This is a genomic window from Peribacillus sp. NPDC058075 (assembly GCF_042885195.1).
Taxonomy (GTDB): Bacteria; Bacillota; Bacilli; order Bacillales; family DSM-1321; genus Peribacillus.
In genome coordinates this window covers 34,476-56,318 of the sequence record NZ_JBHVSL010000008.1, presented here as the reverse complement: position 1 = coordinate 56,318, position 21,843 = coordinate 34,476, and the positions used below count along the sequence as shown (strand labels likewise).

Here is a 21,843-nt window from a genome sequence, read left to right as displayed (position 1 = left end):
GCTCACTCTTTGCTTTTCTCTTTTTCTTCAGATGATTTATTGGAGGAATCCTTACTTTCCTCTTTCTCACCAGAAGCAGGTTCGTTTTCCGCTTCTTCTTTTACAGCAGGCTTTGCTTCCGTTTCGCCTTTATCCTCTAAATTCGACTCTGTTGAAGGCTGGTTCTCACCTTGCTGTTCCTCCAATTGCTTTTTCAATTCCTTTAGTTCCTTCTCATATTGGGATAGCTCCGTATCGACTTCTTTAATTTGCGTTTCCTTTTCTTCCCCAGAAAGGTTATCGTCCAACTTAATCTGTTCTTTCAGATTTACGAGTCCATACATAATCAATTCACGATCCTCCATGATTCTCGCCAAATCGATCGCGTCTTCACTCATGCCCCTGCCTATATAAATCCAATATAAGAGATACTGGCTATCGGTCTGCAAAGTGATTGCATTTTCTACATTCTTCTTTCTGACACCATCCAACGGTTCATAAGCAACGTAGGACTTCGCCAGTTCATATTGAACGACATAAGGCATTTTTTTCGGATCGTAGTTCTCCAACCGGTCAATGACTTCACTGTATTTTTGTTTTAAAAAGCTTTCACCGCTATCTACATATGCATCCTGCTTAGGTTGGGAGAAGAATAGTGTGTAAATCGTAAACAATAGCAACGGCACTAGAACGATCACCGTACCCCAAAGTGTATAACGGCCCGTTTTCCATTTCTTTTCAGGGATATGCACAAATGATTTTTCTTCCTTCTCCAAATCTTCTATCCGATTTTGAATGACCGTGGAAAGTTCATCCCAAGTCCCCGCTGCCAATATGCTTTGTGATTCACTCGATAGTTTCAGGGTTTTATGGTAAAGCAGATACTCTTCGAATGTATACTGCCCATCCACAAGCGCTGAAATCGTTGCCTTCGTTTCTTTAAATAGCTCATCTTGATTATGCTCATAAGGAGGCAAACTGTCTTTTACGCCATAATGCAGGAAATATGGGGCCAAACTTGAATCAAAAACGATATTTTCCGGACAGACGACAAGTTGCAGGCGATTCAATTCATGATTCCTGATTTTCTTCAAGATTTGATAAGACGATAACCATCTACTCAATGGATTTTTATCTTTAGCTTTGGAAAAAACAAAAAAAGAGGCTGGTGGATTTACTCTGATCTGCACCTCGTCCTCTGTCACTTCTATATGTTTCTGGAGAGCATCATCCGCTTCATGAATAAGCTGTAATTCCAGTGGGTCTTGCATCGATAATTTTGCCCGTTGGAAAACGAACAAATGCCCATTATCAGCCTTCATCATTGCAGCTTCTGTTTTTTTCTCCAGATATGAGGATTTTTTCTCATCCATTTTATGTAACTCCTTTACCCCTGCTAAAGGGCTTTAGACTTTTTTCCTATAAAGAGTCCACACTTGACCCATTAGAGGATCTCTAGGCGGTCCCCCGTCGTAATTCCGCTATCAAGCAGGGTTTCATAACCTGAACATACGAACTCTTTATTCTGGACCCGCACCCAATAGCCTTCTTTAGGTGCACTGGCAATATCCTTTACTTGCCATATGATTTCCACAACCTTTTTGATGGAGCGGTAATTTGACACTTGCAAATCAAATACTTCCCCTGTATACCTGTTTAAATCGATCGTTAGTTGAATATATATGGAAACCACCTCTTTAAAGCAAAAAAGCACCACGATCTTCATAAAGAGTCGCGGCGCTTTTTCCTAGAAATTTCTTTATCTCATTGACCTAATGATTATCCGCGAATTTGACTAGCAATCTGATTATCTGTGTCTTCAAGGATTTGAGCTGATTTATTCAATTGTTGAGAAACTTCATTCAACAAGCGAGCCATATCCATGAATGAAGGCTTTAATTCTTCGTACTGGCCTACAAAAGCCTCACTGGAAGAACCTTCCCAAATACCAGTTAAATGATCTCTCATTCTATCTAAACGACCAATCATATCCGTTACTTGTTGGCTCTCATTATCATATTGTCTGGCTACATCTTTCAGTTCTGAAGGTGTTACACGAATTTGTGACATAGAAAAAAACTCCTCCTTTTATCTTATATAGTACATTTTAATAGAACCATACATTTTCTGCCATATAAATAACCACAAAGTCGAAAAATGGTAAATTATGATTATGCAAAAAACCTAAATATGGCATTACGAAAGTCTATGTACCTGTTTTTCCATATTTTAAAACCCATTTTTTTAATATTTTTAATCATTTTACTTTTTTGTGGTAAAAAAAACTTCCTTATACCCATTATTTTCGAGCCATAATCCAATAATATGGTTCTCATCATAATATAGTGACTTTAGACTTTCTTTTTAATCAAACGTTTGATTAAAGTTTGAATGCCACCATAATAATTCGGCCTGACTCCAATCAATTTATTAAGCCTTTAAAATTAATACATGAATCAATGTCTATATAACCCGTTCCAAGAAATGTTTCACAAACCGGGCACTTTCCACATTCGTACAGACGCGGATTCTTGGTTCGCCATCCTTTTGACCGATTGTCCTCCCTGTTTCTTCACCCTCGGTCACCACCTTGACGTTCATCCATTCTGCACTCACAAAACTTGAATCAATCGTAACCCCGACTGCAAGCGGATCATGAAGGGCGCAACCGCCCAAACCTGGATGGGAGTTTTCATATGCCTTCATGTAATAATCGGTCATTTCCGCTAAAAATTCGGCGCTTTCCTTACCAGTGGCACGCCAATCATCAAGCTTCGATTTCAGAAGATATGTTTGCAGCGTCACATCAAGCCCCACTAGGGTGATTGGCAGTCCTGAAGTTAATACCTGATGTGCTGCTTCAGGATCTGATATTATGTTCGCTTCAGCATAAGGGGTTACATTTCCTGGTACGTTTACGGCACCGCCCATAATAACGACCTCTTTTACTAAGGACATGGTCATTGGGGCTTTTTTAATCGCCAATGCGATGTTAGTCAGTGGTCCAACTGCAATAATCGTGATTTCATGCGGTCTGTTTTGCACTTCATCGATGATGAAATCTACGGCATTTCCCTGTGATGCTTTGATGGTTGGTTCAAACCGAAGGGTATTTCCTAACCCGTCTTCCCCATGTACATGCTTGGGATACCTCTTCTTCCTTCCGCGTACCAACGTTTGGTCAGCACCTTCAAAAACCGGAATGCGCCTATTCAATTTCTCCAAAACGGCAAGCGTATTGCGGGTCGATTCAACAACGGGCACATTACCAAAGCAAGTGGTAAAACCGAGCACTTCTAATTCAGGGGAATTTAAAGCATATGCCATCGCCATGGCATCATCAATCCCAGTATCTACATCAAATATGATTGGTTTCAATATTTCCACACCTTCCAAAATCACTTTTTGAGAGCCTTTTAACAACTCATTGGCTCTCTTTTCTCTTTCATATGTATAAAGAATCACTGTTTTCCAACTGAATTTTAACATTCAACGATAGGCACTTCCACAGAAAGTTAGGAATAATCACAATTTGCAAACAAAAAAACAACGCCAGCTGGTTCTTGTATCTTCCAGTAAAAATAGTTGACCGCCCATAAATATCAATGATATAAAAAGTGAAAAGAAGATGTTGCATCTTAGTAGTGACCTAATTCCCTTTTCAACTTGTTCGATGCAATTACTGCTACTCCAAAGGTAGTTATGAATACATGCGTTACGAATATGATTTCCAAGGTGGAAAAAGGATGAAAATGTTTAAATTGATTGAAGAGGATCCTGCGTATAAAAAAGGAACAAAATTCTTTTTAATATCACATTCAGAATTCATTGGCGTGAAAAGTTTTGTATTACTGGCAGAAGATTTGAAAGGGAAGATCGAAGTAACGGAAGAGGAATTGAGGAATAAATTCGTTTCCATCCATTGATCCCCGGCGGACCATATAAACTAAAAAACGAGGGAATTTCATTTTTGAAATCCCCTCGTTTTTCTTATTTTAAGTCTTCAATCGAATCAATATCGACGTAATCCGGCACGACTAGGCCAAGCTTTGTTCCTTTTAAGTTTGGTCCAAGGTCAACCATATCAGCTTTATACTTATTATAGTATTCAAGATGTGTTCCCGGGAGCCATGCAGCCACCATTGCGTCCGCACTTCCGTTTGCTACACCAGCAAACATTGGCCCTACCTCGACCTGACTCAATGTTACATCATAGCCATTCTGCTCCAGTACCTTGCCAATCACATTTGTACTGGCAATTTCAGTGTCCCAAGCAACATAAACCAGTTTGATTTTTTCACCATTTCCTGATTGTGCACCTTTGGTCCATTCGGATACTTTTTCTTGATTTTCCTTTATCCATTTTTCTGCTGCTTCTGAAGGAGACATACCTTCCGTAACTTTGACCATTACATCTTCCATATCTTTCGTATCCCAGAAGAATTGATCAAGAATTTTATAAGCGCCAGGGGCATCTTGTTCAAGGCCTTTTCTGGCAATCGAATTAATATTTTCAGCCTTGCCGAAGGATTCATTCGGATCTTCGAGATATTTCAAGTCATATTTCGAGAACATCCAATGCGGTGACCATCCTGTAACGACGATTGGTTCTTTTTTATCGATTGCTTTTTTCAATTCTGCAACCATCGCTGCGGATGACCCTTCAACCACTTTCCAATCATCCAGCTTATAATCATCTATAGCCGTTTTAGTCAACTTCATTATTCCTGCTCCAGGTTCAATTCCGATGATTTCATAATTGGCTTTAGCAGCAAGACTGTTTTCATCCCCGTTCACAGCTTTTTCTTTTGTAAAAGCACCGAATAGTGCAGTACCCACAACAAGCAAAGCCAATATTGTAAAGATGATTTTCCTGCTAATGATATGTTCGTAAGCTGGTTTACGAAGGTTTTGCGTGATACGATCTAAAATGATGGCAATGATTACGATGGATAATCCTGCTTCAAATCCTTGTCCCACATTAATTTGGCTGACAGCCCGGTAGACATCCGCCCCAAGTCCGGGTGCTCCAACCAATGAGGCTGTAACGACCATTGACAGTGCGAGCATGATGCTTTGGTTAACTCCCGCCATGATCGTTGGAGTAGCCAATGGTATTTGTACCTTGAATAACTTTTGGCTGCTGGTTGAACCAAAAGCATCCGATGCCTCGATCAAATCATTAGGCACTTCCTGAATCCCAAGATTGGTCATCCGGATTGTCGGTGCGATAGCGAAAATGAATGACGCAATGATCCCAGGCACTACCCCTATTCCAAAGAATAAGATCGAAGGAATCAAATAAACGAAGGCCGGCATCGTTTGCATGAAATCCAAGATTGGGGTTACGATACTGCGCACGGTTTTATTTTGGGCACACCATATTCCGATCGGTATCCCGATCACTATCGTTAAAGCTCCTGACAAAATAACGATTGCCAGTGTTTGGATGCTTGATTCCCAATAACCCAGATTATCAATCAATAGTAAGCTGATGAATGCAAATACTCCCAGTGGCCATTTGCTTGTATAAGTAACCAGAAGGGTCAGGACGATGATTAAAACGATCGAAGGTCCTGCACTCATTACATCGACCAAGATATTCAATAGACCCTCAATTACATTCGTAATAAATGTAAATAATCCAGCAAATACAATAGTTATCCAATCCACTAAAGAATCGACCCAAGCTCCTAGTGGGATTTTCGGCATATTCATTGAATTATTCACTCTCCATTTCATTCAAGGAATCTTTATTTCCTGCCAAAGCACCGATAACGGCACCGCGAAGAAGAATTCCTTTAATTCTGCTCTGATCATCGATGACTGAGATTGGCAAGCTTGAAGTCGCCATCACATCCATGAGGTTTCCAAGTAATTCATCCTCTTTTACAGTCGGGATATCGGTTGACATCACTTCTGAGATCGATTGGTTATTGCTCATTGCCTGACGAGCCTGTTCAGCCGTCACGGCCCCCAATAACTTCTGCTTTCTATCCACAACAAAAATACTGGAATACCCTTGTTTACGCATGATTTCCAAGGCAACCCTCGGACCTCTGTCCACCGCGATCTTCTCTGGGCGTATCATCACATGAGACGCTGTCAATACTTTTGATAGATCAACATCTTCTACAAACTTCTCGACGAATTCATTGGCTGGATTCATCATGATTTGTTCAGGGGTTCCCAATTGAATGACACTTCCATCCTTCATGAGGGCAATTCTATCCCCGATTCTTAATGCTTCATCAAGATCATGGGTAATGAATATGATCGTTTTTTTGTACTGATCCTGGATTTGGATCAGTTCATCCTGCATATCCTTACGAATCAATGGATCAAGAGCACTGAAGGCTTCATCCATCAGGAGGATATCCGTATCACTGGCGAGTGCCCGGGCTAAACCAACCCTTTGCTGCATTCCGCCGCTAAGCTGTGATGGCATCTGATTTTCGTAGCCTTTCAATCCAACGGCCTCAAGAGCCCTCATCGCATTTTCATGACGCTTTGCTGGATCCATTTTTTTAATTTCGAGCCCAAATTCGGCGTTTTCAAGTATCGTTTTATGCGGAAATAAAGCAAAGTTCTGAAAGACCATGCTTATTTTCTTTTGTCTGACTTCCCTTAATCGGGCCGCGTTCATCTTCACGATATCTTCATCATCAATTAGGATTTCACCCAAAGTGGGATCGATCAAACGATTGAACATACGGATCAAAGTGGATTTCCCGCTTCCTGATAAGCCCATGATGACAAAAATCTCGCCGGGATAAATCTCGAAATTAACATTATTCACTCCGACCGTTTGTCCCGTTTCTTTCAGGATTTCTTTTTTCGTTTTGCCTTGCTTCAATAAGTCTGTTGCTGCTTTTGGAGATTTGCCAAAAATTTTCGAGACATTTCTGACTTCAACATTCGGCTTCATCAAGTCACCTCATTCTAATAGTTGCCCATATGATATCAGTTTTGCTGAATTCCCCTGTTTTATGCGAGTGATGATTATTAATGCACAAGTACCTTGAAATAACCGAAATTCTACCCTAATGCTTTTTCTTCAAAAAAAGCGGAAGTGACACTTGTTCAGTGCACAGGGCATAACGTGCATAGAAAAATAATCTATATTTATTATTCCCAAGAAGTACTTCTTTACTTGGATTATATTATGTGTGATGAATTGAGCATTTCAAGTAGGAAAAAAAAGAGGTGCAATCACAACTGAGGAAACAAGCAGGCACAACATATACCAACTGTAATATAAACGATTTCCACTTAGAGTTTTGTCCAGATGGACTTACGACTACCCTCTAATGTATTTCATTTCCTTAACCAGGTGGAATGATACTTGCAGTGCAGTATAACACCAAAACGCATAGAAATATGATTATGGGATTCCCAATATGTCTAATTTGAGCTTTGCAGGGAAAAGAAGTGCAATATACAACTGAGGAAACTAACAGGCACAGCATATACCAACTGAAATATAATGGTTTTTTATTTTAGGGTTTTGTTCAGTCCCAGCACACGGAATGAACCGCTATCCCTAAAGTACTTCATTACCTTAACAAAGAATGAATATAAATTCAAATGATGTGGGGCGGAATTGTTGTGTATATACGTTAAGATGGTGCACCATATGAAAGTGGCACCATACTTCTATAAACATTGATTTATCAATGGTTATAGCCATAACCGGGACATCGAAACATTTTTTCAGACAAACGATTTATCATTTTTTTTAAATGGGAAATAATCGTACAATCGAATACTCTTCGAGGACAAAACCAGAAGTACAAAAAAAAACGATATATGGCTACTTAGTTAGCCGTTGGCTTCATGCCAGCATAATAAGAACGGTTCTCGCAGCGTAAATCAACCATTTCTGCACCTCTCCTTAACTTAGCCATAAACTTCTTAATCATTTGTTTTAATTTCTCCTTTAATTTGCCTAGTCTGTTATGATAATTTCACTTTCGGTTTTATACGAATATATATAGCTCCAAAGTATCATTACCTTCCATTTTTCTAATATTGCCCTCTTGAAATTATGTGTTCCTAATCTGCCCCTTTAGATTAAAAAAACTATTAATCTTTATCTTTTTATAATCTGATAAACCAATAAAATATTATTCACGGAAGAATGAGCCCATTCAATTATATTAGTAATTGCATATTATGAGCTTACACCAACTAATGGGAGTATTAGCTTTATTAGATGGCGCTTTGCTATTTGGAAAATCGTTCTTTCTAAGAATTGGAATAATGGTGAGCGATAAATAATGATTACACTCATACACTTCAAACAACCTTTCTGTAAGCTAAGTAACCTTTACCCCCTTTATAGAATAATAAGGAGTCTTAATGTTTGTATACTCGGTTTGTATACAAGCCTACGCAATTCCCATCAATAAAATCGTAAGCAAGTAAAAATGCATTCATACAGGAATAGATACTTTTAATGAAGCACCCACCAAATAAAATTTTCATTCTCTAGAATGATTTCTGTTTGTATAAAACTTTTTAAGACAGGCTAAAAATCACGCTCCATATTTTAAAGAATGGTGAGCGTAACTTGTAATACAGCGGTCTTACCACAGGAGGATTGATGAAGATGTATCCATTAAAAAGAGAAAAAATAGAATCGAACTCTTTTTTTGAAATAGACAAAAGCTTTACTCCCATCCCTTTTACTTGTAAATCATGTGGGGAAACCTATGATGAATCTCTTATGAAAATAGAATTGAATGTATGTCCGAAATGCCAATATCATTATCCCGTTACAGCATATGACCGCATTTCAATGCTTACAGATAATCGTTCTTTTTCGGAATTCAATAAAAGTTTAATTTCCGTTGACCCGTTGAACTTCCCTGAATATAAAGATAAATTAATTTCTGATAAGAATAAGACTGCATTAAATGATGCGGTCATTACTGGGGAAGCTTCCATAGGCGGCTATCCGGTTGTGCTTGGTGTCATGGATTCTCGTTTCCGTATGGGAAGCATGGGATCAGCAGTCGGTGAAAAAATCACAAGAGCCATTGAGGAATCATTAAAAACACGAAAACCATTTATTTTGTTTTCAGCAAGCGGCGGAGCTCGCATGCAAGAAGGAATTCTTAGTCTCATGCAGATGGCAAAAACAAGTGTTGCTTTAGAACAACTAAACTATGAAAAAATTCTTTTCGTATCCGTTTTAACCAATCCTACAACGGGTGGAGTTTCTGCTAGTTTCGCTTCATTAGGTGATATCAATATTGCCGAACCGCAAGCTTTAATTGGCTTTGCAGGAAGACGCATAATTGAACAGACTATACGAGAAGAACTTCCAGAGAATTTTCAAACCTCTGAATTTTTATTGGAACATGGGCAATTGGATATGGTTGTAAATAGGAATGAATTAAAACAATCATTAACAACCATTTTAAAAATCCATCATCTCAATTTCAGGGAGTGTTTTAAACGATGAATTTGCAAGAATTAAAACAACTGGAAAATCAAATTGCTGAACTGAAAGAGGTGTCCAAAAAGCATAATCTTGACCTTAACGAAGTATTAAAAAACCTTGAACAAAAAGTCAATGAAATCAAAATTCACCTTAATGAGAATATGGAAGTTTGGGATAAAATTCAACTATCCAGAATTCAACAACGTCCAACTACTTTAGATTATATCCACCATATTTTTGAAGACTTTATTGAACTTCATGGTGACAGACTTTATGGGGAAGACCCTGCATTAGTTACAGGAATCGCTACCTTCGAAGGAATGCCTATAACTGTTTTAGGAAATCAAAAAGGTCAAAATACAAAAGACAATATCTATCGTCGTTTTGGCATGTCGCAACCTGAAGGCTACAGAAAAGCCTTAAGAATCATGCAACAAGCCAATAAGTTCAATCGCCCCATCGTAACATTTATTAACACGCCAGGAGCCTTCCCAGGACGTGAAGCCGAAGAACGTGGACAATCTCAAGCTATCGCCCACAATCTTCGTGAAATGGCTAGTTTTGGAGTACCGATCATCTGCTTTGTAGTTGGTGAAGGCGGGAGTGGTGGTGCGTTGGCTCTAGGGATTGGCAATCGAATCTACATGCTAGAAAACACATTTTATTCGGTTATTTCACCTGAAGGAGCAGCAGCATTGTTATGGAAAGATGCCACACAAGCAAAACGGGCAGCTGAAGTATTGAAAATTACGGCTAAGGACTTGATGAAACTAGGGGTGATTGATGGGGTCATCAAAGAACCTGTTGGAGGAGCACATATTGACATCCCACTTCAATCGCAATTTATCAAAGAAACCTTACGCAAAGCATTACAAGAACTTGGTCAATTAGATAAAGGCATTCTGCGCCAACAACGTTTTGATAAGTTTCGCAAAATTGGTGAGTATATGGAAAAAAGGACAAGTAATTAAGTAGATATCAATTATTTCCCAACATGTTCATAGACATGTCTTTCCTCCCCAATTACCCGAATTATTATACATCCTTTTGTTACCTGATTCATGGTCATGCCAAGTAACCCTCCAAACCCTTTTGGAAGGGCTTATCTCTGTTTGACAAAACCGTTAATTCATCTATATCAAGGTAAGTCTCTTTCCTATTAAACGAACCATAAATTCAATGAACCTCTCCAACTTTATCGAACGACTTCACGTTTTAATGTAATTCTTCTGTATATGTTTTAAAGGTTTGTCCCTTTTCCGCCATAAAAAAATCCCCTCCAGGTAGATTATCAAGGACATCCTGTCACTCTACTTGTAGGGGGATAATGGGATAATCCCACTCTTAAAAAAGGAATATCCCTAAAATGAAATGGATAATCGCCAACTTCGGCTTAATCAACTGGAACCGATGATCATTTTCTCATCACTTCAAATATTGTTTTTTATTTCTTGGCGGTAAGATACCTTGTCATTTAAAGGCTGCTAACGCTCTTAACAAAGAAAGTTGTATATTTTAATCATTAATCCAAATAAATTATTAAAAGAAGTCTTATGTCTATTTGGCATTCCTATGTTCATCAAAATCGATTTTGCACTCCTCTAGCGGAACTACTTTTGTTTTCTTAATGAACTTATAACCAAGCCACATTATCAAAAAGAATGGGATGCCAAGATAGGCAGCGATCACACTTGCCCAGTTAATGTCATCGCCAATGAAGGCCTGATAGTTTTGCGCCAATAAAACGAAAAAACAGAGAGCAAAGGAAAATATCGGTCCGAAAGGAAACCATTTTGATTTATAGGGTAGATCGTTCAGTGAATACCCTTGAGCGATATAAGCCTTTCTAAACCGGTAATGGCTTGCCGCTATACCGAGCCAAAATATAAATCCAGTGACTCCAACCGCATTCATAAGCCAAATATAAATAACTCCATCACCGAAAACGGAAGCAAAAAAGGCCAGCATCCCTACAAGTGAAGTGACAACCAGTCCCCAAATGGGAACGCCGCGCTTGTTAAGCTTCCCGAAAATACGCGGTGCCATCCCATCTTTTGCCATCGAGTACAACATTCGGCTTGTCACGTAAAGACTAGAATTACCAGCAGATAATACGGCTGTCAAAATGATGGCATTCATCACGGAAGCGGCGAATGCCAGTCCCACTTTTTCAAACACCATCGTAAATGGACTAACCATGATCGTGTGCCCCTGCAGATTGCCATTCGTATAAGGAACGATCAATCCGATAACAAGTATGGCCAGGATGTAAAAGAGGAAGATTCTCCAAAAAATACTGCGAACGGCACGAGGTACATTTTTTGCCGGGTCTTCACTTTCACCGGCTGCAACACCGACTATTTCTGTACCTTGAAAAGAAAATCCAGCAGCAATGAAAATACCCAATGTTGCCAAAAAACCACCGGCAAACGGAGCGTCACCAACTGTGAAGTTTTTAAAACCAACCGCCTCACCGTTCATGATCCCGAATATCATCAATATTCCGACAACGATAAAAATGATGATGGTTGCTACTTTAATGAGGGAAAACCAATATTCCCCTTCGCCATACCCTTTAACGGATACGTAATTCAATAAGAATATCAAGACTAAAAACAAAGAACTCCATAAAAAAGACGAGCTGTCAGGAAACCAAAACTTCATGACCATCGTTGCGGCAGATAGTTCCGCGGCAAGTGTCATCGCCCAAGTGAACCAATAGTTCCAACCAAGCGCAAAACCTAATGCCGGGTCGATGAAACGCGTAGCATAAGTACTGAAGGCTCCGCTGACTGGCATGAATGATGCCAGTTCCCCGAGGCTTGTCATAATAAAATAAACCATTATACCAATTACGGCGTAAGCGACCAAAGCGCCGCCAGGCCCTGCAGAGTGGATGGCCGGCCCGCTTCCGAGAAACAGCCCAGTCCCGATTGCACCTCCTAGCGATATCATCGTAAGGTGGCGCGCTTTCAGCTTCCTTTGTAACGTATTTGACGACTGGTTTTTTTCATTTATGACAGGTGGTTGCAATTGCCGATTTTCCAAATTAGATTCCCCTCCAAAAATGCATTTTTAATCTAGCATGAATAGGTAAAGTCGATCATTCCAGCAATGGTCATTTCCTGCATTTATTACTTTTTAAAGGTCATTTTCTCTAATGCTGAGACACCTTTTTGGATTTCTGGGATCTATGTAGCATTTATATGACGATGTTAGGCTTAAAACCCAGTTCAAAGGGCGATAAGCCTAACGTTCATTCGGATATTCCGCACTTCCTATTATGTTGTAGGTAAACTCCTATGAATAAATGAATTCCAATCGATTTGATGTAACCAGCTTGCCGTTGCCTCAATATCTTTTGAAAAGATACGATCTTGTGTAATGCTTGGAATGAGCTTTCTTGCTTCCGTATAAAACTCTTTTGTAAACGGAGCCAACTTTTCTGTTCCGCGGTATTCCACCGCCTGTAAGGCACAAATGAGCTCAATCGCCAAAACGCGGCGTACGTTCTGAATGATTTGATGTGCATGCCGGGACCCAATCGTTCCCATGCTTACATGATCTTCCTGGTTCGCTGAAGATGGAATGGAATCAACACTTGCAGGATGTGCGAGTGTTTTATTCTCAGAAACTAGTGAAGCGGCACAATATTGCATGATCATCGCTCCCGACTGCAAGCCAGGTGACGGACTTAAGAATGGCGGTAAATCATTCAGCTGCGGATTGACGAGTCGCTCAATGCGGCGCTCTGAAATGTTCGCAAGCTCGGCAACAGCGATTTTCATGAAGTCCATCGCAAATGCAATCGGCTGGCCATGGAAGTTCCCCCCTGAAATAACCTTTTCCCCATCGTCAAAAATAAGCGGATTATCCGTCGCAGCGTTCATTTCGATTTCCAATTTTTCTTTTACATAATCAAGTGTTTGCCATGATGCCCCATGAACTTGAGGGATGCAGCGGAGCGAATAAGCATCCTGTACCCGCAGTTCTCCTTGCTTGGTGATGAGCTGGCTGCCGCTGATCATGCGGCGAATCCGTTCTGCTACCTCTGTTTGCTGGCGGTAGCCTCGTGCTAGATGAACGTCCGCATCAAAGGCATCTTCTATGCCGCGTAATCCTTCTAACGTAAGTGAAGCGATCGCTTCAGTTTGATGGGCCAGCTGTTCGGCTTCAATGTAATTGACGAGGCCCATCCCCGTCATGGCCTGTGTTCCGTTAATTAATGCAAGACCTTCTTTTGCTTTAAGTGTCAGAGGAAGAATGCCTTCTTTCGATAAAGCTACGATGGCCTCCATTCGCTCTCCTTTATAAAACACTTCCCCTTCTCCCATCAATACTAGCGCCAAATGGGAAAGCGGCGCCAAGTCCCCGCTTGCTCCAAGAGAACCTTGCTGAGGGATGACCGGATGGATATGGGCATTCAAAAGATCGATCAAACGTTCAATGACGACAGGACGCACGCCGGAAAACCCTTTTAATAGCGCATTGGCACGGAGAAGGACCATAGCTCTCGAAACGACTTCAGGAAACGGTTCCCCGACTCCGCACGCATGGGAATGAATCAAATTCCACTGTAGCTGCTCTGCATCCTCTGCATCAATCAATACATCGCTGAATTTTCCAAAACCTGTTGTGATGCCATAGATGACTTTCTTTTGCTTCACGATATTTTCAACCGCTTCCCGGCTCTTTTCCACTTTCTTGACACTCTCGGCAGAAGCCGTGACAAATGCCTCCCCATACAACACTTTTTTCGCTTCTTCAATCGTTAAAGTTTGGCCCGTTAACATAATCATTTCCTGCACCCCTATTCTTTTTTTTAACAAACAAAAGGAGGCCGTATTGACAGACTTATCCAGTCTTTCAATACAGCCCCCTATTTCACTAAATAACTATAGGCTTTTAATTATTTAAATGTGGTTAATTCCCAAGCCAACGGCTTCATGTTCAAATCCCCGAACCGGTGCTCCAATCGTTCCATACACGGCTACAGCAATCCATTCACCTTCGTCCCCGTTTTTAAACGGCCTGCCCCGAACGATGGCGAACCGAAGGCCCGCAGTCCTCAAAAGACCGCCAAGCTCGACTTGGCCGCGTGTCACTCCTTGGAGTGCTTCGATGATCGCATGATACAGTGCATGCATTTCACGATACATATCGGGATTGACTAATCCAAGTCTTTTCGCTGATGTCTCAATGGCCGCAACTATTTTCTGCAGCTCCATTGAACCGACTTTACCTTTTCCATAAAGCCAATCCATCCGCTTAAGGTCATTCGTCAATATGACTTCTTCCTCTTCGTTCGCAAACGCGTACATGATTGCATGGCGCCCGATTCTTCTGTCGAATTCCTTTGTCATGCAGGTACCTCTTTTACAATTTTCTAAATACACTAATAACTAAATATCATTGTAAGCGGATACAAGCCCTTCGGTCAATATATTTTTAAAAATAGTTCTTTTTGGGGATGATTCATCACTCCTGAGAGCCGCCTTCTGTCCGTAAAGTTCTCATCAATATTCTTTAAACCCAAAAAGCCCATCCTCATAAAATGGGCTTTTTTTCTGAAATTTTTTTGTACTTCTTCAAATGTTTTTCACGCGTAAATAGATAAAATACGGCGCTCCTAAAATCGAAACAATATTCCCCACTGGCAATTCCATCGGGGCCATGATGACCCTACCTAAAGTATCGGCAGATAATAGCAATAAGGAACCTAGGATTGCAGTCAGTGGCAGTAGTTTTGCCTGTCTCGCCCCCACTAATCTCCTGGCTATATGCGGGGCAATCAGGCCTAAAAACGTAATGCCTCCGCCAACCGAAACGCATACACCTGCCAATGCGACCGAGATCAGCAATAAAAGCCTGCGTTCCATTTTATCTGGACACCAACTACAATGGCAATCGAGTCACCCCAGCGCAAAACATCCAATACTTTGGATTTATAAATCGCTAAAGGAATCAATACGACCAACCACGGTAATAACGGCCATACAAAAGTCCAATTCGTCCCCCAGATCGTCACGGATAAACAGATTAATGCCTTCATGAAATTGTTCGGTTCCATTTTCTCCTGGAAGATGACCAGACCTGCACCGAATGCTTCATTGATTCCTATGCCTCCCAATAAAAAGCCTCCCAACATCGGGAGGCCCTTTATGTTACATTTATTCATTCGTTTCCAATGCTTCATAAATCGCAGTTACAACACTTCCATAGCTTCCTGTTTTGAAGAGGTCGCCAAAAAACTGATTGGAATTGGCTACAGGGTTAACGAGCGGAGAGTGCTTTTTATTTGTTAGTAACACAATCCCTAAATCCATTTCCGGATCAATGATCGTGACCGTCCCGGTCCAGCCAGTATGACCGTAGGCACTATCGCTCGCATAAGGGCTGAACATCCATTCCATGCTAGCATCGCCATTTCGTCTCCACCCAAGTCCATATGTTGGATTCATCTCGGAAGGTGCGACGAATTCATCGATGGTTTCTTGATCAAACAAAGTATGTTTACCGTATCCCCCGCCATTCAGCATCACCTGCAGAAGGACAGCCATATCTTCCGTATTGGAGAAAAGTCCGGCATGCCCTGAAACGCCTCCCATCGAATAAAAGGCTTTTTCATCATGCACTTCCCCTTGAAGTGTGTATGTGCGAATGTTAGGAAAATCAATCACGCCATCCCGGGTGTTGCCAAGCAATTCAGTTGCGGCAAAATCCTTTGGCTTAAAGCCCTTTTGAAGAGGATTGAACTTTGTATTTTTCAAACCAAGCGGCTTGTACAATTCATTTTCAACATAGGCATCAAGCTGCTTGCCCGTTATTTCTTCAACAATGGCACCTAGCAGCATATAATCGACATCACTGTAGACATTCTGTGTTCCAGGTACATATGTGAGAGGTGTTTTGGAAATGAACTCGATGGTTTTATCCCGCTCCTGGGAATAAAGTTCTTTCGAAACCTTTGGATTATGGTATTGCGGATCGGGTCTAAACCCTGCTGTATGATGAAGAACATCAATAATCCTCAGATTGTCCTTTCCTTTAATTACATCCTCCTCCGTGTCTTTGAATTCAGGAATGTATTGCTGGACTCTTGCCTGGATATTCAGCTTGCCTTCGCTGACTAGTTTCTGAATGGCAAAATTGGTTGCATACATCTTCGTGTTCGAAGCAAGGTCAAATAACGTGTCATTTTCCATTTTCTGAAATTTCTTAAGAGGTGTATGTTCATTAAACTTCTGTTTGTACCCGTAGCTTTCATTTTTAACGATTTTTCCGTCCTTAATGACAATCAGTGCAGCACCGGGGAAACCGGCTGCCACTTCCATTTCAATAAGCTGATCCACTTTATCCAGCTTTTCAGACGAAAAGCCCGCTTCTTCCGGCTTTTTTGCTTTCTTTAATATTGGATACTGGCCGGCAGTCTCCTTACTCACAGCGGCTACATGATTTGAATTTTCATTAGCAAAAGACACGGAAGGTGCTAATAAGGAAAGTGCCAGTATTGAACTAATCGTGCAGCTTGTCCATATATTCATCATTTTCCACCCCTTTGAAATCACTTTAGACAATAAAGAACAACTTCACCGAAAGATGATAATCTTATTCATTCCGACTCTTTTCATATTCAAGTTTACAAAAGTGCGTATTTTCCAAATTCGGTTAATTTTTACAAATAATTCTCAATTTTCAGTATAGGTTATTTCGAGCTTCATTTCAATTTGATATTGATATATTTAAAATTATATTTCAAATCGTGAGCATAAGTCATCCTCAGTTCAAAGAAGGAAAACCAATGTTTATAAAGGCTCACTATAATCAATGAATCGCTGATATCGCCAGCCAGACGGAACGCGGGGATTTCTCCTGCTTTCTTTGTTTCCAGTGTTTTACTTGCTCTTCCTTTACTGATGAGCACAAGGCAGCTGGTCTAACCTCACTTTCTCGTAGATTTTGATCAAGTAATTGTGGCAGTCCTCCATCGAGAAAAAGTTGAACGAACAAGGGGAGGGGTATTCAAAAAGGAACCTGATTACTGCAACCTATCAATTTATCACTCCGCTGGTAGCGAGTTCGACGACGAAACAATCCGGACCACAACAAAAATCTTATGTTAATGTTTCTGAAACTGGAGACTCCTTGCGTCAAATGGTTCGCGAATTATCTTTGAGAAGTGAACAACCCGTAACCGCTCACCATATGAAAGTGGTTGTTATCGGTAAAAATCTTGCAAAATCGTATGAGTTGGATTTGTAGAAAATGCATATCGAACAACGAGGATTTTGCCCCCCATGTCGCATATTAAAGTAGAAAGCAAGATCAAATCAGGGTCTAGTTTTCTGATACAAAAAGTTCTATCAGCAGATGGGCAAGTCAAATTTGCCGGAGCTGCCGTAATCGATGGAAAGACACACAAAATGACTGGAACTTTGAATGAGGAAGAACTGGAGGGCGTAACATGGATAACAGGTAAGGGAAAAGGCGGTGTTGTGAAAAGCTTTGATAAAGAAACCGGTCAGCCGATTGTATATGAAATAGAAACCATGAAAAGCAGGATCATACCACGAGTTAAAGGTAACAGCATATCTTTTGATGTAAACATTGAATCAGTGGGAAGACTATCTGAAAACTGGGTAGTTTCAGGGAATACTTTTAAAAATGAATTTCTAAAAAAAGCAGAAAAATCATTTGAAAAAGAAGTGAAACGATTGGTGGGGAATGTTTCAGAAAAAATGCAAAAAGAATACCAAGTAGACGTTGCTGGCTTCGGAAATCGATTGAGAATTGTGCACCCAAAAGTATGGAATCATGTCAAAAAGGATTGGGACCAAACTTTTAGTGAAGCTTCTATCCATTACGATGTAAAATTAACAATTAATGATTATGGAACAACAGGAGGATCGAAGAAGTGAACCCTAGGATAAACACATAGAGCTTCCAGCATTAAATGTTGGAAATGAAAACTATTTATACTTATACGATGGGCATGAAAAGGCCTCCCATCAGTATGTGGGAGGCCTTCAACTTTAAAGTCACTCAAGGTCCTACTAAAACCTTAACCCCTGCACCAAGCGAGGACATCTTCTATTTATATACCACTCAAATGAACTTGATATATTCAAATGAAGCAATCAAAGCCCATACAATTGAATGATCTTTTGCATTCACGATTTTTTTTCGTTCAACCTATATGATTAACTTAATTCCACTTTAGTAGTTTCAGTAAAATAATCCCCACTTATAATCGAGTCTTCGTCTGCCACAACATATTCAATAACAGTCGGGCTTATGGTTCGAATATAAACAAAAGCTGAATCGTCTACATGGTCAATTCGAAGCTTTTTCCTCTGTGCCTGTTTAATATCAAGCTGGTTGGTACTAGCTTCCGGCAGGCTTGTGTAATAAATTTCAAAATCTTCTTCTGACGCATCAATGAAAAGATGCCATTTGTTATACTCTTCTTCTTGATCAATCATTGTTTTTAATTTCCCTTTTCTCCCGATGCCAAGAAAATACTTGAACTTTGATTCACCATTCACCATATCGCGGTCAATAACTTTTATACTTCCGCCTTTTCTGCTTTGAACAAGTCCAAAGGCAACGCCTGTTTTTCCTGTAGGAGCGGTTATTATATCCCGGTTAACCACTCTGTTTCTCTCTTCTTGCTTTAAATATGCGCCTTCTGTCCCCAGTGGCGGGAGAATCTCAAAAAGATCACTAGACACTTCTCCCCAGTTTTGGGTGTTCTGCACTTCCCTTTCAATCCATTTATTAAATAGATTCATAACGACCGGGGATTTACTTGAATTACCCGCAAGCAATATATTCACTTTATTAATTTCACTGTGTTCTGACCGGGCAAAAGCGCGCCTTAATGACTCAAAGAAATTTTTAATGCCTTTTTCAATTCTTTCCTCAATCAGTTGTTCCATTTCATCTTGATCGATCAAAAGCTCCACATTGAGTTTAGCGTGGCCACCTTTGTCAAACAAGTCCGCCCGGATCATGCCTTTTCCAAACTGTTCTTCATACCGTTCATGCCTTTCCCAAAGCGGCCTTAATTTTTCTACCAATTGTTTCGTATTTAAATAGGATTCTTGTGACTCATTAATCAGCGTTTCACTTCCGGGAAATTTCACACATTCTGCCGGGAGAGTAAAAGGAATGTTTAGCTCACGCATTGTTCTTTGGTTGTTTTTAAACAATTGAAACGCCAAAAGCTCTAGCATGTTCTCCCCACCTAAATAACGATCCCCTCCCGCTGCAAAATGCTCAATGACATAATCATACCTGCTTTCTTTCAAGCCCGCTTCACGCCAAATCCCAAAATCAAAATCTGTCGTTCCTCCACCGAAATCAAACACGCCATAGTACGTTTTTTCATCCTCTTCAGGTTCAAACCCGTATTCCTGTAACGCACAAACGGCATAGGCAGCAGGTTCACTCGCCCCAGCAGTGACACGAAACTTTTTCATTAATACTTCATCCTGCTGAATTGGCATAGGAATCGTCTTTTTTAACCCGCGCTCAAAACACTTTAGAATTTTTTCCCTTACCTCTTTTTCATACGTCACCGGAAAAGATAAGGTGTAGTCCAGGTAAATTCCATTGTTCTGGTTATTGATATACAAACCGAGGTAGTAGGCATATAACTCAATTGGGTTGATTTCCTGATCGGTTAAGTCCAAAAAGGAACGCAGTACAACGTCATATCCCCTCTTGTCTTTCAATCGGAGTTCGTTACTCTTTTCTCCAGCCCACTGCTTTAGATTATTCAATATGGAATAATAATGGTCACTCTTTCCATTCATCAAGTTGTTAAGAGCATTATGGGAAACCGTCACATCCTGCCACCTTGTATCTGGTCTTCCTTCCTTTTCTTTGTAAAGTTCCAGGAAATGTTCTAAATCGATAAATTCGATCACGGTTGGATTTTCATAATGCCAGTCTTGTACTTCCGTGTTAAGGTAGCCAACGCCAATACGCATGGGAATAGTAAAATCACTTTCTTCTTGATGGACGACCACTGTACTTTTCGTTCCAAAATCAATGCCAACTATGCCGTCCTCCTTAATATCCAATTTAGGATTTCTGGCCATTATCCCTTCGTTCAGTGTTATCGTTAAAAGTTTTTCATCAGAGTGGACAGGCCATAAATCCCAATGTCCCCGGTTTGGATCTGTTAGCATCTTTTTATCATATGTATCAATATCAGCTCTTACTTTTTCAGAGTTTAAAAGCTTCTCATAAAACGTCTTGGAATCGATAGCGATCGATGGCAATTCTTTTAGAAAACTTTCCTGATTTAAACCCTTTAATTGATACAATGCCAGCAAATAATCATACTCCTTCTGGCGTTCGGCGCTTAAACCACTTGGTACCAATCGGTTTTCCAGCCAGAGATGGAGAGCCATTCGGTCATTGACTTCAAAGGCATTTTCCCCATTTAAACGGAAAACGGGAACGAAAAATCCTTTTCCCAGCAAATTGTTTTTTTGATTTACTACATCGAAGCTTTGAATATTGTACCCGTTGGTTTTAAACGCTATCGATTTAGAAGAGTTAGTCGTTTGATTGGCAAATATCCTTGAAATGGAAGGATTTTTACTTGCGGAGTAATCATCTAAAGCTAGTATTCTCTTATATACAGGGTGATCGGGTGTATTGAAACTTTTTGCAGCTTCTTCCCTTGTCATGACATCACCTTTAAAACCGGAAACGTCCAGATGCTGTTTGTAGTCAAAATCCTCGTCCATTAATTCATAGTATTTTCTATAAGGAAATAAAGCTGCGATGTTGTGATCATATATAATATTCCCGTTACTCATGTAAACCCATCTGGAACGGAGCATCTTTTTAATGTCTTGAAAGAAGCTCGCTTCATCCTTGAAGAAGGTTTCTTCTGCACTCTGATATAAATGGCTGATTAAAGATCTCACTTCTTTATAAGTCATTGAAATGGCGGATACCGGAACGGTTTGGGAATCAGGTGAGCATAGAACCTCTTCTTCGTCCTTATTCATTAAGTATATGGAACTGTCTATGTTGTTTTTTTCTGCTAGGCTTGATACGTTCTCAAGCGGCTCTTTATCTACTATCGTTTCTTGTTTTTCAACTTCTTTTAATAATTCTTCTGATATTCCATCACCAGAATCCAAATAACATATCAGATCACCAATCTTGACTATAGTATCCTCCGCTACATTCAATTCTTTAAGGGTACCTTCTTTTTCTGAAAAGAGATCAAATTCGATGCCCTCACAGCTGAATTTGGCTAAGCTTTCGCCCACCGTAATATAATCGCCTGGCTGTTTATACCATTGCACAAGAAGGATTTTTTCAATGCCTTCCTCAATCTCTGGGATAATAATCGATGTCATTGTATTTCTCCTTTAATATCATTCTCTTTT

The 21,843-nt window shown here is 40.2% G+C and carries 16 protein-coding genes and 2 pseudogenes; 4 read left to right on the top strand and 14 right to left on the bottom strand.

All coding sequences use genetic code 11. The features are described from left to right. Positions 1-2: 2 nt before the first annotated feature. From essB to ACFVS1_RS25495, 4 genes are all read right to left on the bottom strand, one after another. Positions 3-1,352: a type VII secretion protein EssB gene (essB, locus tag ACFVS1_RS25510; RefSeq protein WP_387551875.1), complete on the bottom strand. Its 1,350-nt coding sequence runs from the start codon at positions 1,350-1,352 to the stop codon at positions 3-5. A 71-nt stretch (positions 1,353-1,423) separates the two neighbouring features. Continuing rightward, entirely contained in the window at positions 1,424-1,663 is a 240-nt protein-coding gene (yukD, locus tag ACFVS1_RS25505) for an ESX secretion system protein YukD (protein WP_053537134.1), read from the bottom strand. Between the two features lie 95 nt (positions 1,664-1,758). After that, positions 1,759-2,049 carry a WXG100 family type VII secretion target gene (locus ACFVS1_RS25500; RefSeq protein WP_034306171.1) on the bottom strand — a complete coding sequence of 97 codons (291 nt, stop codon included), beginning with the start codon at positions 2,047-2,049 and terminating at the stop codon, positions 1,759-1,761. A 393-nt stretch (positions 2,050-2,442) separates the two neighbouring features. Then, on the bottom strand, positions 2,443-3,357 hold the full coding sequence (locus ACFVS1_RS25495; protein ID WP_387551915.1) for a nucleoside hydrolase: 915 nt from the start codon (positions 3,355-3,357) through the stop codon (positions 2,443-2,445). Between the two features lie 368 nt (positions 3,358-3,725). On the opposite strand from ACFVS1_RS25495, the gene ACFVS1_RS25490 reads away from it, so the two are divergent. Continuing rightward, on the top strand, positions 3,726-3,905 hold the full coding sequence (locus ACFVS1_RS25490) for a hypothetical protein (protein ID WP_352926653.1): 180 nt from the start codon (positions 3,726-3,728) through the stop codon (positions 3,903-3,905). 64 nt (positions 3,906-3,969) lie between these two features. Here the strand turns inward: ACFVS1_RS25490 and ACFVS1_RS25485 are convergent, their stop codons facing one another. Continuing rightward, positions 3,970-5,697: a glycine betaine ABC transporter substrate-binding protein gene (locus tag ACFVS1_RS25485; protein WP_387551870.1), complete on the bottom strand. Its 1,728-nt coding sequence runs from the start codon at positions 5,695-5,697 to the stop codon at positions 3,970-3,972. A 4-nt stretch (positions 5,698-5,701) separates the two neighbouring features. After that, on the bottom strand, positions 5,702-6,907 hold the full coding sequence (locus ACFVS1_RS25480; protein WP_352926648.1) for a quaternary amine ABC transporter ATP-binding protein: 1,206 nt from the start codon (positions 6,905-6,907) through the stop codon (positions 5,702-5,704). A 1,674-nt stretch (positions 6,908-8,581) separates the two neighbouring features. Between ACFVS1_RS25480 and accD the strand changes: the two genes are divergently transcribed. Both accD and ACFVS1_RS25470 read left to right on the top strand, forming a co-directional pair. After that, positions 8,582-9,448 (top strand): acetyl-CoA carboxylase, carboxyltransferase subunit beta, encoded by an 867-nt coding sequence (gene accD, locus ACFVS1_RS25475; RefSeq protein ID WP_387551867.1) that lies wholly within the window; start codon positions 8,582-8,584, stop codon positions 9,446-9,448. After that, positions 9,445-10,398 carry an acetyl-CoA carboxylase carboxyltransferase subunit alpha gene (locus ACFVS1_RS25470; protein ID WP_387551864.1) on the top strand — a complete coding sequence of 318 codons (954 nt, stop codon included), beginning with the start codon at positions 9,445-9,447 and terminating at the stop codon, positions 10,396-10,398. The genes accD and ACFVS1_RS25470 overlap by 4 nt, the downstream gene beginning before the upstream one ends. A gap of 586 nt (positions 10,399-10,984) precedes the next feature. Here the strand turns inward: ACFVS1_RS25470 and ACFVS1_RS25465 are convergent. The 7 genes and pseudogenes from ACFVS1_RS25465 to ACFVS1_RS25435 all read right to left on the bottom strand — a co-directional run. Then, entirely contained in the window at positions 10,985-12,382 is a 1,398-nt protein-coding gene (locus ACFVS1_RS25465) for an amino acid permease (protein WP_352926691.1), read from the bottom strand. Positions 12,383-12,708: 326 nt separating this feature from the next. Then, positions 12,709-14,226 (bottom strand): histidine ammonia-lyase, encoded by a 1,518-nt coding sequence (gene hutH, locus ACFVS1_RS25460; protein WP_352926639.1) that lies wholly within the window; start codon positions 14,224-14,226, stop codon positions 12,709-12,711. Positions 14,227-14,340: 114 nt separating this feature from the next. Beyond that, positions 14,341-14,790, bottom strand: coding sequence for a histidine utilization transcription antiterminator HutP (gene hutP / locus ACFVS1_RS25455; protein ID WP_095392619.1), 450 nt, complete (start codon positions 14,788-14,790; stop codon positions 14,341-14,343). A 225-nt stretch (positions 14,791-15,015) separates the two neighbouring features. Beyond that, the gene (locus tag ACFVS1_RS25450; protein ID WP_387551860.1) at positions 15,016-15,306 is read right to left on the bottom strand and encodes an iron chelate uptake ABC transporter family permease subunit; all 291 of its coding nucleotides are present in this window, start codon (positions 15,304-15,306) and stop codon (positions 15,016-15,018) included. After that, positions 15,282-15,557 carry an iron chelate uptake ABC transporter family permease subunit gene (locus ACFVS1_RS25445; RefSeq protein WP_387551858.1) on the bottom strand — a complete coding sequence of 92 codons (276 nt, stop codon included), beginning with the start codon at positions 15,555-15,557 and terminating at the stop codon, positions 15,282-15,284. The genes ACFVS1_RS25450 and ACFVS1_RS25445 overlap by 25 nt, the downstream gene beginning before the upstream one ends. Positions 15,558-15,597: 40 nt before the next feature. Beyond that, the gene (gene pbp4b, locus ACFVS1_RS25440) at positions 15,598-16,971 is read right to left on the bottom strand and encodes a penicillin binding protein PBP4B (RefSeq protein WP_387551911.1); all 1,374 of its coding nucleotides are present in this window, start codon (positions 16,969-16,971) and stop codon (positions 15,598-15,600) included. Between the two features lie 299 nt (positions 16,972-17,270). Further along, positions 17,271-17,407 (bottom strand): annotated as a pseudogene (locus ACFVS1_RS25435) (Ger(x)C family spore germination protein); the annotation flags it as partial. Between ACFVS1_RS25435 and ACFVS1_RS25430 the strand changes: the two are divergent. Further along, positions 17,408-18,345: pseudogene (locus ACFVS1_RS25430) on the top strand (Ger(x)C family spore germination protein); the annotation flags it as partial. A gap of 282 nt (positions 18,346-18,627) precedes the next feature. Here the strand turns inward: ACFVS1_RS25430 and ACFVS1_RS25425 are convergent. Beyond that, complete coding sequence (locus ACFVS1_RS25425; protein ID WP_387551856.1) at positions 18,628-21,813, bottom strand: biotin/lipoyl-containing protein; 3,186 nt, start codon at positions 21,811-21,813, stop codon at positions 18,628-18,630. Positions 21,814-21,843 lie beyond the last annotated feature (30 nt).

Coding starts and splice junctions, on each gene's coding strand:
- essB (WP_387551875.1), bottom strand. CDS start 1,352: ATGGATGAGAAAAAATCCTCATATCTGGAGAAAAAAACAGAAGCTGCA.
- ACFVS1_RS25500 (WP_034306171.1), bottom strand. CDS start 2,049: ATGTCACAAATTCGTGTAACACCTTCAGAACTGAAAGATGTAGCCAGA.
- ACFVS1_RS25490 (WP_352926653.1), top strand. CDS start 3,726: ATGAAAATGTTTAAATTGATTGAAGAGGATCCTGCGTATAAAAAAGGA.
- ACFVS1_RS25485 (WP_387551870.1), bottom strand. CDS start 5,697: ATGAATATGCCGAAAATCCCACTAGGAGCTTGGGTCGATTCTTTAGTG.
- ACFVS1_RS25480 (WP_352926648.1), bottom strand. CDS start 6,907: ATGAAGCCGAATGTTGAAGTCAGAAATGTCTCGAAAATTTTTGGCAAA.
- ACFVS1_RS25470 (WP_387551864.1), top strand. CDS start 9,445: ATGAATTTGCAAGAATTAAAACAACTGGAAAATCAAATTGCTGAACTG.
- ACFVS1_RS25465 (WP_352926691.1), bottom strand. CDS start 12,382: ATGATATCGCTAGGAGGTGCAATCGGGACTGGGCTGTTTCTCGGAAGC.
- hutH (WP_352926639.1), bottom strand. CDS start 14,226: ATGATTATGTTAACGGGCCAAACTTTAACGATTGAAGAAGCGAAAAAA.
- hutP (WP_095392619.1), bottom strand. CDS start 14,790: ATGACAAAGGAATTCGACAGAAGAATCGGGCGCCATGCAATCATGTAC.
- ACFVS1_RS25450 (WP_387551860.1), bottom strand. CDS start 15,306: ATGGAACGCAGGCTTTTATTGCTGATCTCGGTCGCATTGGCAGGTGTA.
- pbp4b (WP_387551911.1), bottom strand. CDS start 16,971: ATGAATATATGGACAAGCTGCACGATTAGTTCAATACTGGCACTTTCC.
- ACFVS1_RS25425 (WP_387551856.1), bottom strand. CDS start 21,813: ATGACATCGATTATTATCCCAGAGATTGAGGAAGGCATTGAAAAAATC.